Origin of the sequence: Streptomyces sp. SAI-170, assembly GCF_049739565.1 — a bacterium.
Classification (GTDB): domain Bacteria; phylum Actinomycetota; class Actinomycetes; order Streptomycetales; family Streptomycetaceae; genus Streptomyces.
In genome coordinates, this window is record NZ_JBMGQD010000001.1 from 1,178,468 (window position 1) to 1,193,893 (window position 15,426).

At 69.7% G+C, this 15,426-nt stretch carries 16 protein-coding genes and 1 pseudogene; 13 read left to right on the forward strand and 4 right to left on the reverse strand.

The window, feature by feature from the left end; translation table 11 throughout:
- The first annotated feature begins 110 nt into the window (after window positions 1-110).
- Window positions 111-869: a hypothetical protein gene (locus RKD23_RS05450; protein WP_424852585.1), complete on the forward strand. Its 759-nt coding sequence runs from the start codon at window positions 111-113 to the stop codon at window positions 867-869.
- Between the two features lie 38 nt (window positions 870-907).
- On the opposite strand, the gene RKD23_RS05455 is transcribed toward RKD23_RS05450, so the two are convergent.
- Entirely contained in the window at window positions 908-1,405 is a 498-nt protein-coding gene (locus tag RKD23_RS05455; protein ID WP_424852586.1) for a nucleoside 2-deoxyribosyltransferase domain-containing protein, read from the reverse strand.
- Entirely contained in the window at window positions 1,402-1,536 is a 135-nt protein-coding gene (locus RKD23_RS05460) for a hypothetical protein (protein WP_424852587.1), read from the reverse strand. Before RKD23_RS05460 ends, RKD23_RS05455 begins: the two co-directional genes overlap by 4 nt.
- 392 nt (window positions 1,537-1,928) lie before the next feature.
- On the opposite strand from RKD23_RS05460, the gene RKD23_RS05465 reads away from it, so the two are divergent.
- From RKD23_RS05465 to RKD23_RS05480, 4 genes are read left to right on the forward strand one after another with little or no spacing between them, the layout of a single operon-like run.
- The gene (locus RKD23_RS05465) at window positions 1,929-2,315 is read left to right on the forward strand and encodes a hypothetical protein (RefSeq protein ID WP_424852588.1); all 387 of its coding nucleotides are present in this window, start codon (window positions 1,929-1,931) and stop codon (window positions 2,313-2,315) included.
- Window positions 2,312-3,115 (forward strand): DUF317 domain-containing protein, encoded by an 804-nt coding sequence (locus RKD23_RS05470; protein WP_424852589.1) that lies wholly within the window; start codon window positions 2,312-2,314, stop codon window positions 3,113-3,115. Before RKD23_RS05465 ends, RKD23_RS05470 begins: the two co-directional genes overlap by 4 nt.
- Window positions 3,116-3,142: 27 nt before the next feature.
- A complete protein-coding gene (locus RKD23_RS05475) occupies window positions 3,143-3,493 on the forward strand; it encodes a hypothetical protein (protein WP_424852590.1) in 351 nt (116 codons plus the stop codon).
- Window positions 3,490-4,308, forward strand: a complete 819-nt coding sequence (locus tag RKD23_RS05480) for a DUF317 domain-containing protein (RefSeq protein ID WP_424852591.1) — start codon at window positions 3,490-3,492, stop codon at window positions 4,306-4,308. The genes RKD23_RS05475 and RKD23_RS05480 overlap by 4 nt, the downstream gene beginning before the upstream one ends.
- Here RKD23_RS05480 and RKD23_RS05485 read toward each other — a convergent pair.
- Window positions 4,283-4,804, reverse strand: coding sequence for a hypothetical protein (locus RKD23_RS05485; protein WP_424852592.1), 522 nt, complete (start codon window positions 4,802-4,804; stop codon window positions 4,283-4,285). The genes RKD23_RS05480 and RKD23_RS05485 overlap by 26 nt on opposite strands.
- Window positions 4,805-4,908: 104 nt before the next feature.
- Here RKD23_RS05485 and RKD23_RS05490 point away from each other — a divergent pair, with 104 nt between their 5' ends.
- The 6 genes and pseudogenes from RKD23_RS05490 to RKD23_RS05515 all read left to right on the forward strand — a co-directional run bounded on the left by RKD23_RS05490 (window position 4,909) and on the right by RKD23_RS05515 (window position 11,127).
- Complete coding sequence (locus RKD23_RS05490) at window positions 4,909-5,676, forward strand: DUF317 domain-containing protein (RefSeq protein WP_424852593.1); 768 nt, start codon at window positions 4,909-4,911, stop codon at window positions 5,674-5,676.
- A 34-nt stretch (window positions 5,677-5,710) separates the two neighbouring features.
- A complete protein-coding gene (locus tag RKD23_RS05495; RefSeq protein ID WP_424852594.1) occupies window positions 5,711-7,501 on the forward strand; it encodes a type IV secretory system conjugative DNA transfer family protein in 1,791 nt (596 codons plus the stop codon).
- Window positions 7,502-7,711: 210 nt separating this feature from the next.
- On the forward strand, window positions 7,712-8,545 hold the full coding sequence (locus RKD23_RS05500) for a hypothetical protein (RefSeq protein WP_424852595.1): 834 nt from the start codon (window positions 7,712-7,714) through the stop codon (window positions 8,543-8,545).
- A gap of 122 nt (window positions 8,546-8,667) precedes the next feature.
- Window positions 8,668-9,195: pseudogene (locus tag RKD23_RS05505) on the forward strand (hypothetical protein); the annotation flags it as partial.
- A gap of 106 nt (window positions 9,196-9,301) precedes the next feature.
- A complete protein-coding gene (locus RKD23_RS05510) occupies window positions 9,302-9,784 on the forward strand; it encodes a site-specific integrase (RefSeq protein WP_424858166.1) in 483 nt (160 codons plus the stop codon).
- The gene (locus RKD23_RS05515; protein WP_424852596.1) at window positions 9,781-11,127 is read left to right on the forward strand and encodes a tyrosine-type recombinase/integrase; all 1,347 of its coding nucleotides are present in this window, start codon (window positions 9,781-9,783) and stop codon (window positions 11,125-11,127) included. Before RKD23_RS05510 ends, RKD23_RS05515 begins: the two co-directional genes overlap by 4 nt.
- A gap of 31 nt (window positions 11,128-11,158) precedes the next feature.
- Here the strand turns inward: RKD23_RS05515 and RKD23_RS05520 are convergent, their stop codons facing one another.
- Window positions 11,159-12,433, reverse strand: a complete 1,275-nt coding sequence (locus tag RKD23_RS05520; protein ID WP_424852597.1) for an APC family permease — start codon at window positions 12,431-12,433, stop codon at window positions 11,159-11,161.
- 579 nt (window positions 12,434-13,012) lie between these two features.
- On the opposite strand from RKD23_RS05520, the gene RKD23_RS05525 reads away from it, so the two are divergent.
- Together RKD23_RS05525 and RKD23_RS05530 are read left to right on the forward strand one after the other, a co-directional pair.
- The gene (locus tag RKD23_RS05525; RefSeq protein ID WP_424852598.1) at window positions 13,013-14,281 is read left to right on the forward strand and encodes a DNA cytosine methyltransferase; all 1,269 of its coding nucleotides are present in this window, start codon (window positions 13,013-13,015) and stop codon (window positions 14,279-14,281) included.
- Window positions 14,281-15,417, forward strand: a complete 1,137-nt coding sequence (locus tag RKD23_RS05530; RefSeq protein WP_424852599.1) for a DnaB-like helicase N-terminal domain-containing protein — start codon at window positions 14,281-14,283, stop codon at window positions 15,415-15,417. The genes RKD23_RS05525 and RKD23_RS05530 overlap by 1 nt, the downstream gene beginning before the upstream one ends.
- The last annotated feature ends 9 nt before the right edge of the window (window positions 15,418-15,426 follow it).

Here is a 15,426-nt window from a genome sequence, read left to right on the forward strand (position 1 = left end):
CGACGCGCTCACCGCCCGGTAACCGGTCCACCGCCTCGCCAGCACCGCCAGCACCGCCCCCACCGTTGCCGGGCTGCGCCACCAACCCCCTGCTCCCTCCCAAGGAAACCATGCACGACCACGTTGACAGAGAGCGCCTCGCCTCCTTCGCCGACGTCCTCGCCGGGGAACTGCCCGACACCTGGGCCAGCGCCTACCACTCACTCGAGCACAAGGACGACCTCACCGAACTCACTGAGCGAATCTGGGACTTGGACCTCGTCGCCGAGTCCCTCGCCCAGCACCCCCTTCAGCACGCGGTCGTGCTGACCCGACAGGACGGTGCCCAGCTCGCCATCCTCGACCGGCACGACGAGCGGGACGGATTCCTCATCGCCGCCGTCGCCCCCCGCAGCCTGTCCGACGAGGCGTACAGCGGCGTACCGGAACCGAACGGCATCGCCCTGAGCGACGACCCCTTCCTCAGCGCCGAACTGATCGCCGGCGACCTGCTGGCACGCTACGACGCGGCGCTCGCCCAAGCCCGCTACAACGCAGCCGCAACTGTCCATCCATCGCAGCCGGACCGGATCGTCCTGACCTGGCAGTCCGACGGCAGCCTCGCCGCCATCAACGTCAGCGACACGGCCTCGGCCGTTCTGACCCGCAACGGCTTCGTCCACAACGAACAGACCGGCATGCACCGCCTGATGGGCAACGACACCTTCGAGCAGGCCCGCGCTGTACGCGACGCGGGCCAACAGCTCAGGGCCCAGGGCATCGACGTCGCGCTCCAGCACCCCTCGGGCCGGATCGCGCCTACCGTCACTTCGTCGACGGCACCGCCGGCCCCGACCGCAGTCCGGAGCACGACCACCAGGGGCCGGTGAGACAGACCACCGGGCCATGAGCGCCGGAGGGCACTGAGTCAGCGCTGCTCAGCGGAAGACACATTGCGTTCCGCGGCTGCCATGTCCGTGTCGAGAAGTGCTCGCACCTGATGGACAGTGTCCTCCAGCGTGCTGTGCACGGTCAGCCCCGGCCTCGCGAGGCTGAGCTGGACCACGACGTTGTTACGGCGGACATACGCTGGGTCGGCGCCGACAGCGAGCGGCGTCGGCCCGGCAGCCATCATGCCCAGCTCGTACAGGGCGATCGGCTGATGCGACTCCGATGCGGGCAACCAGAACAGCACCAGGGACGCGCGGTGCAAGTGCCGGTTTTCCCACCGCACTTGCTGCGCCTCTGCGTCCGGATCGTCCACCGGGAAGCTGGACCTGCGCGGGTTCAAAACGGCCACGTCCATGTCGCTGAAGCTAAGGGCCGCCTCATGCTGCCAGTTCGCGTATTGGCCGATGCCGCCCGCCAAGAACACCGACGGCAAACCAGCCGGGGCGTACTCGTTCGGGGCCTCGATGTACCTCACCGGGCCGCCAGCGCACCGTGACTCGGACAGAACGCAGCAGGAAGGGCACCGAGCGTGCCGTAGGTCCAGCCCTCCGGCAGCTGCACGGTGCCGTCCGCCGCCACGACGAGCAGGGTCGAGTCGCGAGACATGCAGGCGCCCTCGGTGCCATGCCCATATGCGCAGCGCACCGCCAGCGTCACGTCCCCCAGCCCGGCCCGCCTGCGCCTGCCGTCGTCCGGACCGCAGTCTCCTCATTCCCCAACTCTATGGAATGGCACGCCGACGAGTCGATGCCCCCAGAGCCCGGAGACCGTTCGACCCCACTTTGTCTTATGGAGCTTCCGTAGCAACCCACACACCTCCACCCGTCTCCGCCCACCGCAAGCCGCGTCTGGCCGTCCTTCTCTTCCGCCGCTACCTGCGCGCCTGCGTTGTCACTGGCCCCGCTCGCGCCGTCCCCTCGGCTGGCAGTCGTCCCGAGGCCGCGCTCGATGAGTCCCGGCGCCTCGCCCATCACCTCTGGCCACCCACCAGGAGGACCATGCACCCTTCCCCTCCGTACGCAGTCCGGCTCGCAGACGAGATCGCCCGTCAGATCCAGGTGCTCAACAACCACCTGGCCCAGCTTCCCGCCGGCCAGGCAACACAAGTACTCGGTCGCATCCTGGACGCCGAGGACGGCCTGCTGGGCCGCGTCACCTCTCTGGTGATCACCGGCTCGCACTTCGCCAAAGACCATGCCGAGCGCGGCGCCCTGCCGGCCGAGGTGTGGCTCGCCCTGGGCCGGGCCGCCAACCAACTGGATGACATCGGCCTGGACCTCGACGAACACGCGGACACCATCAGAGCGCTCGACACCGGGCCGACCACCGGTGCGGCTGCGGTGCAGCCGGCCGCCTCCGCGCTGGTGGTACGGCGGCGCCGATGAAGAAGAAGCAGTGGACCGGCTGGGGGCCAGGCGAGCAGGCCGAGCAGCACTACCTGGTCGAGCCGCGAGCCCTCGCCGGCGGGGGCGACCTGCGTCACGTATCCGAGTTCCTGCGGGCGTCCGGGTGGAAGGACAAATCCAAGTCCGGCGGCCCCCTGTCCCTGGAGAGCCCTGACCACGAGATCCGGATCGCCTACGACCCCTACGCCCTGCCGGGCGGCTGGACGATCCACGGTCGGGCGAGCGGACACCAGGACGAGTGGACGGTGACCCTGGGCCGGCAGACGCCGGTGGAGATTGTCGCCGGGCTGACCGACGCCCTCACCCGCCCACGCTCCGCGCACGCCCCGAACGTATGGGCCCCGTTGCGGGAGCAGCGGTGGACCAGACCGCCCAATGACGAGCACGTCACCGCAGTCAGCGCCGACGGATCGGCCTGGATGCAGTTCCGCCAGCATCCCGACGGCCACGCGATGTGGTGGTCCGGAGCCCAGGACGAGCAGGGCCACGGCTGGACTGCCTCTTTCACCGCCACCACCCCAATGCACCTCATCGAGAGCTTTTCCACCGCGCTCGCCAGTCCCGAGCCCGTGATGCGTCCGCGCGGACGCGTGCCGTACAGCGCGCGGATCCGGACCACCTCCGTGTCCGTCCTGCCCTCTCAGCTCAGCGCCTGGCAGCAGGCCCGCATCACCGCCGCCCGCGCCGCCACCTGGGCCCGCAACTCCGTCCGCAACATCCGGCCTCACACCACCGCCCGTCCCCGTACCGCCGCCGGCAGCCCCCGTTCGCGCCGCTGACCGACACCAACGCCCCCTAGGAGACCTGTGACCGTGCTGACCGCGGACGACATCCGCACCGCCACCGACACCTTGGCCCGGCTCACCGAGTACCTGCGCGACACGCCGGATCCCGGCCAGGCGCTCGCCCTGATTGAGCCCCTGCTCGACGAATACACGGGGCTGCCCATCCAGCTCGGCGACACCCTGCGCGCCTTCGCCCGCGCCATCCTCGACCACCCGGACACCCACCACAGCCCGGCCCTGCATACGCTGATAGCAGAGCTGCGCACCGCCGCGTGGCAGCAGACCGATCAGTACGACCTGCACTACACCCTCGATGAACTCAAGGCCCTCCTGACCAAGGCGCCCACGCAGGAGCACTGCTCGTGCCGGTGAGTGAACGGCAGCTCGCCGCCTTCGCCGACAAGCACGCCTGGCGGATCCCGTTCGACACCACCCCGCGCCACCTCGCCGGCCCCGGTGACGCCCGCCACGTCACCCATGGCCTGGCCGCCGCCGGATGGACCCGCACCTCCGATCCGCTGAGCCCCGAGATCGTCCTGACGAGCCCCGATCACCGGTACATCCTCCAGTTCGACCCGCAGTCCGCCACCTCCGCGTGGTGGCGGCTGCGGGCCGAGCCCACCGACCCCGAGCCGAGCTGGTACGCCGAATTCGGCGAACTGGTGCCCGCCGAACTCATCGGTCACCTGACCGACGCCCTGCTCGACTCCCCGCCGACCGAGCAGCCGGATGCACTCCAGGTGCTGCGCGCGGCCAACTGGGAGACCGACGAGCAGGGCACAGCCCACTCCCCTGACGGCATGTGCCGCCTTCAGCTGCGGCACCTCGGCGGGCACGATGCCCCGTCGTGGTGTATCGAGACCCGCGACCGCGGACACGACGGCTATGACGGGCCGCTGATCTGGCACGCTTATCTTCACAGCCGCACTCCGACCCACCTGGTGAACGCCTTCGTCACCGCGCTCGCCAGCAGCGACCCTCTCCAACGCGGGATGCATGACCGCACCGCCCACTACGGCGTCGTGCAGCAGCCCAGCCCGTTCACACAGCAGCAGGTCGTCGAGGCACACACCGACCGACTCCGCGCGATTCGCGCCCAGGCCCGCGCCGCCCGCCAGCATCAACGACTCGCCACCACCGCCGCGGCGTCCGCCGCGAGCGCTACCCGTCCGGCCGCACGCCGCTGAACCGAGAGGACCGCAACCCATCTCCTTCGACCCGCTCGCACACCGCGAGGCCCTGCAACACCTCGACGGCTACATCCGCGACAGCAAGAAGATCCTCGACGCCTGGGACGCGTACTCCGACGAGCACACCGACCTCGACGGCTGGCCGTACGACGACGACACGTACGGACGGCGTCAGAGCCGGCGCGACGCCGACACCGCCGCCGCGTTCGAAGCCGTCCGCGACGGTGCTCATCACCTCCTGTCCACCGCCGACGTGCAGCTGGTCTCCTTGCCGCCGTCCTCGGGGCAGACCCGCTGGGTGTACCAGCTCGGCGTCCTGCGGGGCGCACTCGAGAGGCTCGACGCCCTGCACGAGGAGTGGCTGCGTACCCGTGGCAGTCTCCCTGCCGACGCCAAGCCAGGAACCCCCGCGTTCGACGATGCCCTTGCCGCGCACTATGCCGAGTGCTGGAGCTACCTCGACGACTGGGCCATTCACGGCCATGTCCTGCACGAGATCAACGCTGCTGCCCAGTACACCCCTTCGCCGCTAGCACCACGGCCGACGACGCGGGCAGCTCTCGCGGCAGGGCGGACCCACGCGGTGCGGAGGTGACCATGCCCAGCGCCGAGACCGTGGAGGTCGACTTCATCGCACCGCGGCATCTGGCTGGGGGTGGTGATCTCGCCTGGATCACCGTGCCCCTGCACCGCGCCTGCGGCTGGAGCCACGGCAACGACCCCCTCATGCCCCGCGTCATCCTCTCCAGCCCCGACCAGAAGGCGCTCCTGCGGCTGGAACCCGACCCCGACAGCCAGTGGTGGACGCTCCAGCACGCCCCCGAGCCGGACCGCCCCGCCTGGTACGCGAGCTTCGGCGCCCGCACCCCGGTGGAGATCATCGCGGGTTTCATCGACGCCCTGACCGATCCCACCGCCGCCCCGGCCCCCCCCCAAGACGCCCTGCACCCGCTGCTGAACGCTGGCTGGTCCGCGGCTTACAGCCATCACCGGTTCGCTTCCCCTGACGGCACGGTGAGCGTCGACATCCACGAGACGACAGGCACCTGGTGGATCGGCACGCTCCTCGAACACGCGCAGCCTCCGGTATGGCAGGCCCGCTTCGGCGAGCACACACCGCCCCATCTGATCGCCGCGTTCACCACGGCGCTCGCCGACCCCCGTCCGGTGCTGCGTACCGGCATTCCACATCTGCCGACGCGGGACCCGGATCTCGTCACCCATACGCGCCAGGAAGTACCCGCGGTCCAGCTCGCCTCCGCCTTGGAGGACCGCATCCGCACGCTCGCCGCCCGTCACACCACAGCGGCGGCAGCCCCAAGCGTCCCTCGGCGGCCGCCCGCCGGCCCCAGCCACACCCGCTGAGCCCCTTCGTCCCCGCACCGAACCACGTAGCCCATTGCCTCCTTCCTCCAGCAACTCCACCGACGGCTACGACATCGCCTTCCGACTCTTCCTGGGAGTCCTCGCCGTCGCCGTTCCCCTGTCCCACCTGGCGTGGCTGTGCGGCAACATCACCGCCTACCTCACAGTCGGCGCCTGGGCGCCGTACAAGCCGAGCGCCACCCTCCTCCACCCCGACCAGCTCTGGCCCCACGCCGGAGAAACGTCCCTGCTGATCAGCACGCGGATCATCCCCATCGCCATCCTGATGACACTGGGCAGCGTGGCCGGCGTTCTGTGGGCCCGCCACAAGAACAGCGGCGGCGGCCGGAAGAAGAAGATCACCGGGATGGCCAAGCCGAAGGACATCGAGCCACTGATGGCCAAGGCAATCACCGCCAAGGCCCGCAGCCTGCGCCCGAGCCTGAAGAGCGCCAAGCACATCGACGCCCGCGACACCGGGATTCTCCTCGGCAACCTCCAAGGCACCAAGCACGAAGTCCGCATGGGGTACGAGGACGTCGCCGTCGCCATCATGGCCCCCCGGTCCGGCAAGACCACCTCCCTCGCCATCCCCTCGATCCTCAACGCAGCGGGCCCGGTCCTGCTGACCTCCAACAAGGCAGCGGGCGACGCCTACACCGCCACCCTCGACGCCCGCGCCGCGGCGGGACGGGTGTGGTCGATGGACCCGCAACAGATCGCCCACGCGGACCGCGAAATGTGGTGGAACCCCCTGGCCGACGCCAAGAGTTTGGAAGGTGCCGGCCGCCTGGCCGGCCATTTCCTCGCCGCTTCCGTGGACGCCTCGCAGCAGGGCGACTTCTGGTCCAAGGCCGGATCCAACATCCTCAGCCAGTTGTTCCTTGCCGCCGCCCTCGATGAACGGCCCATCACCGACGTCATGCAGTGGCTCGCCTTCCCCGCCGACCGGACCCCGCTGGACATCCTGCGCGACCACGCCTTCACCGCCGTCGCCGCCCAGCTCAAGGGCACCGTCGAAGGCCCGCCCGAGACCCGTGACGGCATCTACGAGACCGCCCGCCAGTATGCCGCCGCCCTCCTCAACTCCGAGATCGCCGCCTGGGTGACCCCGCAGAAGGACGTCCCCGAGTTCCGGCCCGCCGAGTTCGTCACCTCCACCGACACCCTCTACCTGCTGTCAAAGGACGGCGGCGGCGGAGCCTCAGCACTGATCGCCGCGTGCGCGGACTCCGTCATGCGGGCCGCGACCGCCCAGGCCGAACGCGCCGGCGGACGCCTCGATCCGCCGATGCTCGCGATCCTCGACGAGGCCGCCAACGTCTGCAAGATCAGCGACCTTCCGGACTTGTACTCCCACCTCGGCAGCCGCGGGATCATCCCCATCACGATCCTCCAGTCCTACCGCCAGGGCCAGAAGGTGTGGGGCGACGCCGGCATGGACGCCATGTGGTCCGCCTCCACGGTGAAGGTCATCGGCTCCGGCATCGACGACCCCGACTTCGCCGACAAGCTGTCACGGCTGATCGGCGACCACGACGTCGAGACCACCTCCACCTCCACCTCCGAATCCGGCAAATCGACCTCCGTGTCGATGCGCCAGGAGCGGATCCTGCCCGCCGACGCGATCCGCGCCCTGCCCAAGGGCACCGCCCTGTGCTTCGCCACCGGCATGCGCGCCGCCATGCTCGACCTGCGCCCCTGGTACCTCGAACCGGGCGCAGACGAACTGGCCGCTGCCTCCGACCGCGCGTCGAAGGCCATCACCACCCGCGCCATCGCCAAGCACACACCCCAGCAGGCCGACTACGGCACCGCCACCTGACCTGCCCCCACCCGGCCAGGCGAATCCCTTCGTCGTCAGCGGGGCCACTCGCGCCACCTTGGCATCGCGAGCCCGCAGGCGACCCGCCACCACCCCGGAAAGCCTCCAGCACCCTGCCAACGGACGGACCGCGCATCCACCATCCGCGGCCCACCAGATCACCCACTCCAACTGGGCCAGGCAAGCCCACTCCCACCCAAGAGCTGCCCGATGACGACACCGCCCGACGACGCCCTCCTGTTCGACGTCCATGCCCCCGCGCCGCCCACCCCCGTGGAGCGGCTCCTGGCGCTCGCCAACCTCTACACCCAGCACAACGACCGGATCGACCTGCTGTTCTACGGCCGTGCCGATCTCGTCCCAGACACCTACGCGGCCTCTTCCCTTCATCTGGAACGCGAGGCCCTTACCTCCATCAAGGCGGTCCGGCAACAGCCCCTGCCCGCCATCGAGCCGGTGTCCAGCGCCATCGTCCGGCTAAAGCAGATCGCCTACCTGACCGGCGGCGCCACGCGCTACCTCACCGCCGCCCGGCAAGCCCTGCCTGCAGACGAGGCTGAGCATGCGCGCCCCGATCGCCGCCACGGGTTCGGGCAATTCATATGGCTGGCCCGTGAACTCACCGCCCTCGCTCCCCAGGCCATCGTCGAGTCTGCCGCCCATATCGCCGCCAGGCTGCCCGACAGGGCGCGCAGCAACACCACCGTGTCCGGCATGGACGCGGCCAAGCGCGAGCTCTTGCTCGAAGTCGCCCGCGGCCACGTCATCGTCAGCCAGCAGTACGCGGAGCGCGGCTACGGCCGCACCGGGACGGTGGACGTGGAGGTGCTGCGCCGCTTGGAAGACCAGGGCCTGGTGACCTGTGAGCTCGCGTCCGCGCCTCCGTTCTTCCCCGGCGGACCATCGCTTGATCGCGCGCGTCTGACCGCCCTTGGAATCTCCGTCCTCAGCACGGTCCTCCATTCCCCCCTGCACGTCAGTCTGCCCGCGGCCGGCCCCGTCCCCGCTCCGGCCGCAACCAGCACCGTCCGCGCACATCGCTGACAGCGGCCATCCGTTCCCCGGAGCCTGCCAGCCGCCTCCTCCGTTCATTCAAGGAAGTTCCGATTCCCGCATCGCCTACGCTCACCTGCATTTCGCTCGGTGCCGGCATTCAGTCCAGCGCCATGCTCGCCCTCTCCGCCAACGGCATGCTCCCAAAGGTTGATTACGCCATCTTCGCCGACACGGGATGGGAACCCAGGGCCGTCTATGACCACCTCGACCGACTGGAGAGGGAAGTAGCCGCTCCCGCAGGAATACCGATCCTGCGTGTCTCCTCCGGCAACATCCGCAACGACGCCCTCAATCCGACGCACCGCTTCGCCTCCATGCCCCTGTACATCCTCAACAGGGACGGCCGACCTGGGATGACCCGGCGCCAGTGCACCGGGGAATACAAGATAAAGCCGATTAAACGACAAGTTCGGGAACTCCTCGGATACCCCTACCCGCAGCGCATCCCGAAGGACGTCTTCGTCGAGCAGTGGGTCGGCATATCCACTGACGAATTCCACCGCGCCAAAGACGCCGACGTCCGCTACATGCACAACCGGCATCCCCTCATCGACATGGGCTGGTCGCGCACTGACTGCATCCGTTACCTGAACTCACTCGGCCTCGGCGACACTCCGAAATCCAGCTGCCTGGGGTGCCTTATGTGGAATCGAGTGGGTCTAGCTTGGAGTCATGGTCGATGTCCCGTGGGGCAAGTACCCACACCTGGCAGCGGATCAAGAAGCCCGCAGGTGGTTGCAGTTCATGGCGAACATCGGGCGGGCACCGAACACGATCGACGCGTACGGCCGAGCCGTGGACGACCACCTGCGGTTTTGCGCCGCGGAGGGTGCGGAACCGCTGTACGGGAAAGCGGACACAGTGGCGGCGTGGATCGGGGAGATGCTGGAGCGCCCGCATGCTCGGCGACGTGGGAAGGGTGCGAGTCGAGCGGGCCCGGGGCTGGCGAACGCGACGGTGCAGCAGCGGCTCGTGGCGGTTCGGTCCTTCTACGAGTTCCTTGTCGAGGATGGGCTGCGGGAGCGTAACCCGGTCCGCCGCGGGCAGGCCGGCAGGCGGGGGCGGCGGCCGAAACAGGGTCTGGTCAGGCGCATCGAGCAGGCTCCGTGGATTCCGACGGAGGCTGACTGGCAGCGGATCTTGGAAGCAGCCCGTTCCGAGCCGTTGCCGTCGCTCCGGAGCACTGGACGCGCGACATCGCGGCGGAGTACATCGCCGACACGATGACCGCGAACGTCGGACAGTGGGCCGGGCACAGCCGCAACCGGGCCCGCTTCGGCCAGCCGCTGAGCCCGCGCGGGAAGGCGACCCGGATCGACAGCGTCCGCGGCTTCTTCAACGACCTGATCGAATGGGAGTGGATCAAGCCTCGGTTCGACCCGCGGCAGGTGCTGAGCATGCCTCTGTCGCTACGGGCCTTGATGGGACCCAACCCGCGGATCATCGACGATGCTACCTGGGCCAAGCTCATGGCCGCCGGGCTGACGCTGAACAGCGAGGACCTCAAGCCATACGGAACCCCGAGGGCCCGCTCCGCGGGCTGGCAGGCGACCTACTACCCCGTCGAGATGGTCCGGTCCATGGTCGGCGTCTGGCTGTTCGCCGGGTGCCGCATCGACGAACTGCGCCGCCTGGACCTGGAATGCATCACCTGGGACGAGGGAACCGACGAGCGAACCGGGGAGAGCTACCCGATCTGCCTGCTGCACATCCCGCAGAACAAGACCAGCGGGCCCTTCGCCAAACCCGTCGATCCGCTGGTCGGGGAACTGATCGACGCCTGGAAGCTCGTCCGCTCGCCTCAGCCGGACCTCGCGGACCGCAAGACCGGCCTGCCCCGTCAGCACCTGTTCTGCCACCGCGGCCAGCTGGTCGGCAGCGCCTACCTCAACGAGAACATCATCCCGGCTCTCTGCCAGAAGGCTGGCATCCCCGCAGCGGACTCCCGCGGCGCCCTCACCAGCCACCGGGCCCGCAGCACCATCGCCACCCAGCTCCTCAACGCCCGCGACCCACTCACCCTCGGCGACCTGCAGCAATGGCTCGGCCACAAGCATCCCGCCAGCACCCGCTACTACGCCAAGATCCTCCAGCGGACCCTGACCGCCGCCTACCGGAAAGCCGACTACTTCGCCCGCAATGTCCGCACCATCGAAGTCCTCATCGACCGTGACAGCATCCTCACCGGTGCCGCTGCCGGCGGCGAACAGCCCTGGAAGTACTACGACCTCGGCGACGGCTACTGCAGCTACGACTTCTTCGCCAAATGCCCCCACCGCATGGCCTGCGCCCGCTGCCCCTTCTACGTCCCCAAGGAGTCCACCAAGGGCCAGCTCCTCGCCGTCAAAGAAGGCATCAACACCATGCTCGAACAGCTCGACCTGACCGATGACGAGCGCGAGGCCCTCGAGGGAGACCGCGACGCGGTCACGGCCCTCACCCAGCGGCTGGCCGACATCCCCACCCCAGCCGGCCCGACCCCGAAAGAGCTCGGGACCGACCGCGCCTTCATCCCCCTCACTTCGCTCATGGGCACCGTTCCGGCACGCACCGATCAGCGAGAGGAGTGAAGCCTTGGACAGGACGAGGCGAGCAGGCGCCTCAGCTCGGGGAGCCGTTGACCGTGGCTTTCCTCACTCCGTACACGGCAGCTCCGAGTACGAGGACGGCGGCGCCGGAGATCACGGAAACCACCGGCAGAGCGAAGGCGAGGGCCCCGCACCCGGCGAGTCCGACGAGGGGCACGAGACGGGGCGGACGCCCTTCTCCAGGGGTGAGAGTCCACGCGGCCGCGTTGGCGACGGCGTAGTAGGCCAGGACCCCGAACGAGGAGAAGCCGATCGCGCCCCGCACATCAACCGTCGCGGCCAAGATGGCGACCACGGCACCGACGACCAGTTCGGCACGGTGGGGAACCTGGAAGCGGGGGTGCACCGCCGCCAGCGCATGCGGCAGGTGACGGTCGCGGGCCATGGCCAAAGTGGTGCGCGAGACCCCGAGGATCAGCGCGAGAAGCGACCCGAGCGCCGCAACGGCCGCCCCGACCCGCACCACCGGGGCCAGCCCCGGGATGCCCGCGGCACGTACTGCCTCGGCAAGCGGCGCGGCGCTCTGAGCCAGACGGTCCGGTCCCAGCACGGCCAGGACGCCCACAGCAACAGCCGCGTACACGACGAGGGTGATCCCCAGCGCGAGAGGGATCGCGCGGGGAATGGTGCGGGCGGGATCCCGAACCTCTTCGCCGAGGGTGGCGATCCGGGCGTAACCGGCGAAGGCGAAGAACAGCAGGCCGGCCGCCTGGAGCGTCCCGCCGACGGTCACGTCCGCGCCGATGTCCAGGCGTGCGAAGTCCGCGGTGTCACTGGTCAGGCAGGCGGTCACCACGGCGGCCAGGACCGCGAGAACGACAGCGACGATGACACGGGTCAGCACCGCTGACTTCTGCACGCCGCTGTAGTTGAGGGCGGTCAGCGCCACCACCGCGGCGACCGCGACGGCGTGGGCCTGGTCCGGCCACGCATAGAAACCGACCGTCAGGGCCATCGCAGCACAGGACGCAGTCTTGCCGACCACGAACGCCCAGCCGGCCAGATAGCCCCAGAAGTCACCCAGGCGCTCACGGCCGTAGACGTAGGTCCCCCCGGACTGCGGGTAGCGGGCGGCCAGCCGGGCCGATGACGTGGCGTTGCAGTACGCCACGATCGCGGCCAGCGCCAGGGCGAGCAGGAGTCCGGAGCCGGCGGCGTCGGCTGCCGGGGCGAACGCGGCGAAGATGCCGGCCCCGATCATCGACCCCAGGCCGATCATCACCGCGTCGGGAACCCCCAGGCGGCGCTTCAGCTCATCCGAGCCCGTCGAGGCCCCCACCGTGTTCATCACTTGCTCCTCCACTGCACCAGCCGTCGATCTCGGCGCACGGTAGCCGAAGAAGGTGTCCAGCAGGGGTGGCCGGACCGCAGCCCCTCAGCGGGAGCGGGCCGGTCGCGATCCCGACGGCTGCACCGCACACAGCGGGGCAAGCAACAGCCCAGCGATTCCAGGCCCTATAGAGCGGCCTGCACACATCACCAGAAAGGTCACAACACTGTCTCGATTCTCAATAACTTGCCCCTTCCACGGAAACGCCCAATGGCGGCACATCAGGGACACAAGCCCGGACGAATGGCAGGACGTCGTCGCCTTCGACGCGGCCATCCGCCGGGGCAACGCCCGTGCGAACGCCAGCGGCAACCAGCTGCTCGGACAGGCGTTCCTGCACCGCTCCCGAGTCCCCCTCGACCGGGCCCCCATCGATCACGTCACCGCAACCGAATGGGCTGCACGGCAGAAAGAACCCGCCGATGGCCAGGCCGACCTGGATGAACTGGAGCAGGGCGTGGTCGACGGGTGCTCGCCCTGGGCATGCCGAGGTACTGCGGACGCAGAGCCAACGCCGGACGACTTCGGGCTGGCCACTTGATCCTGGATCTGTTCGCAGGACCCGGTGGTTGGAGCCATGCTCTCTCGGCGCTCGGGGTGCGCGACGTCGGCCTGGAGTGGGACGAGTGGGCCTGCAAAACCCGGGCGACAGCAGGTCAGTTGACGCTGCGCACGGACGTCGCTCTCTATCCGGTGTGGCCGTTCGTCGGGCGGACCCAGGGGCTGATCGCCAGTCCGCCGTGCCAGGCGTGGTCGACGGCCGGCAAGCGGCTCGGGTTGGTTGACCAGCCACTCGTCCACCAGGCGGTCGCTGACCTCGCCACCGGTCGCGATTCCCGCGAGAGGCTGCTCGCCGCCTGCCGGGACGAGCGGTCCCTGCTGGCCGCCGAGCCCATGCGCTACCTGCACGCGCTGAATGCGGCGGGCGAGCCGGAGTGGGTCGCGATGGAGGAGGTCCCGGACGTCCTGCCACTGTGGCGCCAGTACGCGGCCGTACTGCGCGGCTGGGGATTCTCCGTGTGGACCGGCATCCTGAACGCTGCCGATTACGGCGTACCGCAGACCCGCCGACGAGCGATCCTGCTCGCATCCCGAGTCCGCACAGCCCAGCCACCCCCGCCGACCCACGCCCAAGTCGCCGAGCCGGAGACGCTATTCGGGCCAGGTCGCGCTCGCTGGGTGAGCATGGCCGAGGCCCTCGGCTGGGGAGCCACCGACCGTCCCGTGCCCACCGTCTGCGCCGGCGGCGGCCCAGGAGGCGGCCCCGAGCCGTTCCCGTCCGGCTCCCGCAAGACTCTCTCCGACGCGCGTGCCCACGGCTCCTGGAGACACCGGACCGAGCCAGTCGTGTTGCAATCCCGCCGGGAGGGAGCGGGGTGGGCTGCCCCGGACGGCACGCGTGACAACCGGCCCGGCGATGCCCCAGCTCCCGCGTTCGCCGCGGAGGCGCATCGCTGGTCGTGGTCCCTGCGGAGCAACAACCAGGCCAACGCCACCATCCGGCCTGTCGAGGAGCCGGCGGGGACGTTGTTCTTCGGGCACCGCGCGAACGAGTGCACCTGGGTCGCCGAACCCATCACTCCACAGCGCACGGATGAATCCGAGGCCACACCGGAGCCGATACGGATCACCGCCCACGAGGCCGGCATCCTTCAGACTTTCCCCGCCGACTATCCCTGGGCCGGGAACAAGGGCCAGGTCTTCAGCCAGATCGGCAACGCGGTCCCGCCGCGCCTGGCCGCCCACATCCTCGCCCCTCATATCGGCGTCCCGTTCAACCCCGACGACTTCACCCTGGCCGCTTGATGCCCCACAACCCCAATGGCGAGGACGAGGCGCCGTACGAACCGACGGAGCGTCCGCCGGTGCACTATGCCGAACAGGCTCTCCTCGGAGCCCTCCTGCTCGACCCCACCCTCCTTGAGGGCCTGGCCGAACTCGAGCCGGCGTCCTTCGGCAACCCCTTCCACTCCGCTCTCTTCGCCGCGATACGCACCGCTTCCGCGCTTGGTGAGCAAACACCCCGGGCCGGACTGGACTGGTTGAACACCGTGCTAGCCCAGGCCCAAACGGAGACTGCTGGCCTGGCTCCTTCGTTCCTGCACACCCTGATCTCCGCCTGCCCCCGGTCGAGCCACGCGCCTGCGTACGCGGCGATGATCCGATCCGAGCACGCCCGGCGCACCATTCGCCTCCACGCCGAGAAGCTCGCCCAGGCCGCCGCGGACAGCACGGTCCCGGATCGCCCTGGACACGCCCTCGAAGCTGCGGACGCACTGGAGCGACACCTGGACGAACTCGCAAGCCGTTTGCCCTCCCACTCCGGCCCTATGCCCCGCACGCCGCCACCGCCGTCGGACCCGCCGCCGACGGACACGGAAGAGGCTCTGGAGGCCGAGCAGTGGCTGCTCGCAAGCGCCGTTGCCTGGCCCACACAGGTGAAGGAGATGCGCTGGCTCAGCGCCGACGACTTCCTCCACCCCGTCCACGCCGAGCTGTGGCCGTGCGTGGCCACGCTGGCCCACCGAGGGGATCCGGTGGATCCGGTCACCGTGCTGTGGGAGGCCCAGCGCCGCGGTGTCCTGGCCGCCGGCATCACCTCGGTCGAGGCCGTCACTCTGCTGTCGATGCCTGTCGGCTCCCCGGAGTACTGGGGCGAGCGGCTCGTCGAACGCACCCTGCTCGCCCGAGCCCGCCACGTAGCCAACCGGGTCACCGCCTACGCCGACGACCCGGCAAACAGCGTGCATCAGCTGGTCACCGGCAGCCGCCGGGCGCTCGCCGACCTGCACGCCGTCCGCAGCCGCTGGCAGCGGGCCACCCGCCCACCCGCAGGCCCAACCGCGCAAGGCGAAACCACAGCCGCCTCACGTGCCAGCCCGCGCAGACCTCCCGTCATCCCGACCACCCCCGCCCGGCCCACCCCCGGCCGGGTCCCGTAGCCGAAAGAC

Coding starts and splice junctions, on each gene's coding strand:
- RKD23_RS05450 (WP_424852585.1), top strand. CDS start 111: ATGCACGACCACGTTGACAGAGAGCGCCTCGCCTCCTTCGCCGACGTC.
- RKD23_RS05460 (WP_424852587.1), bottom strand. CDS start 1,536: ATGTCTCGCGACTCGACCCTGCTCGTCGTGGCGGCGGACGGCACCGTG.
- RKD23_RS05465 (WP_424852588.1), top strand. CDS start 1,929: ATGCACCCTTCCCCTCCGTACGCAGTCCGGCTCGCAGACGAGATCGCC.
- RKD23_RS05470 (WP_424852589.1), top strand. CDS start 2,312: ATGAAGAAGAAGCAGTGGACCGGCTGGGGGCCAGGCGAGCAGGCCGAG.
- RKD23_RS05490 (WP_424852593.1), top strand. CDS start 4,909: ATGCCCAGCGCCGAGACCGTGGAGGTCGACTTCATCGCACCGCGGCAT.
- RKD23_RS05500 (WP_424852595.1), top strand. CDS start 7,712: ATGACGACACCGCCCGACGACGCCCTCCTGTTCGACGTCCATGCCCCC.
- RKD23_RS05510 (WP_424858166.1), top strand. CDS start 9,302: ATGGCGAACATCGGGCGGGCACCGAACACGATCGACGCGTACGGCCGA.
- RKD23_RS05515 (WP_424852596.1), top strand. CDS start 9,781: ATGACCGCGAACGTCGGACAGTGGGCCGGGCACAGCCGCAACCGGGCC.
- RKD23_RS05520 (WP_424852597.1), bottom strand. CDS start 12,433: ATGAACACGGTGGGGGCCTCGACGGGCTCGGATGAGCTGAAGCGCCGC.
- RKD23_RS05530 (WP_424852599.1), top strand. CDS start 14,281: ATGCCCCACAACCCCAATGGCGAGGACGAGGCGCCGTACGAACCGACG.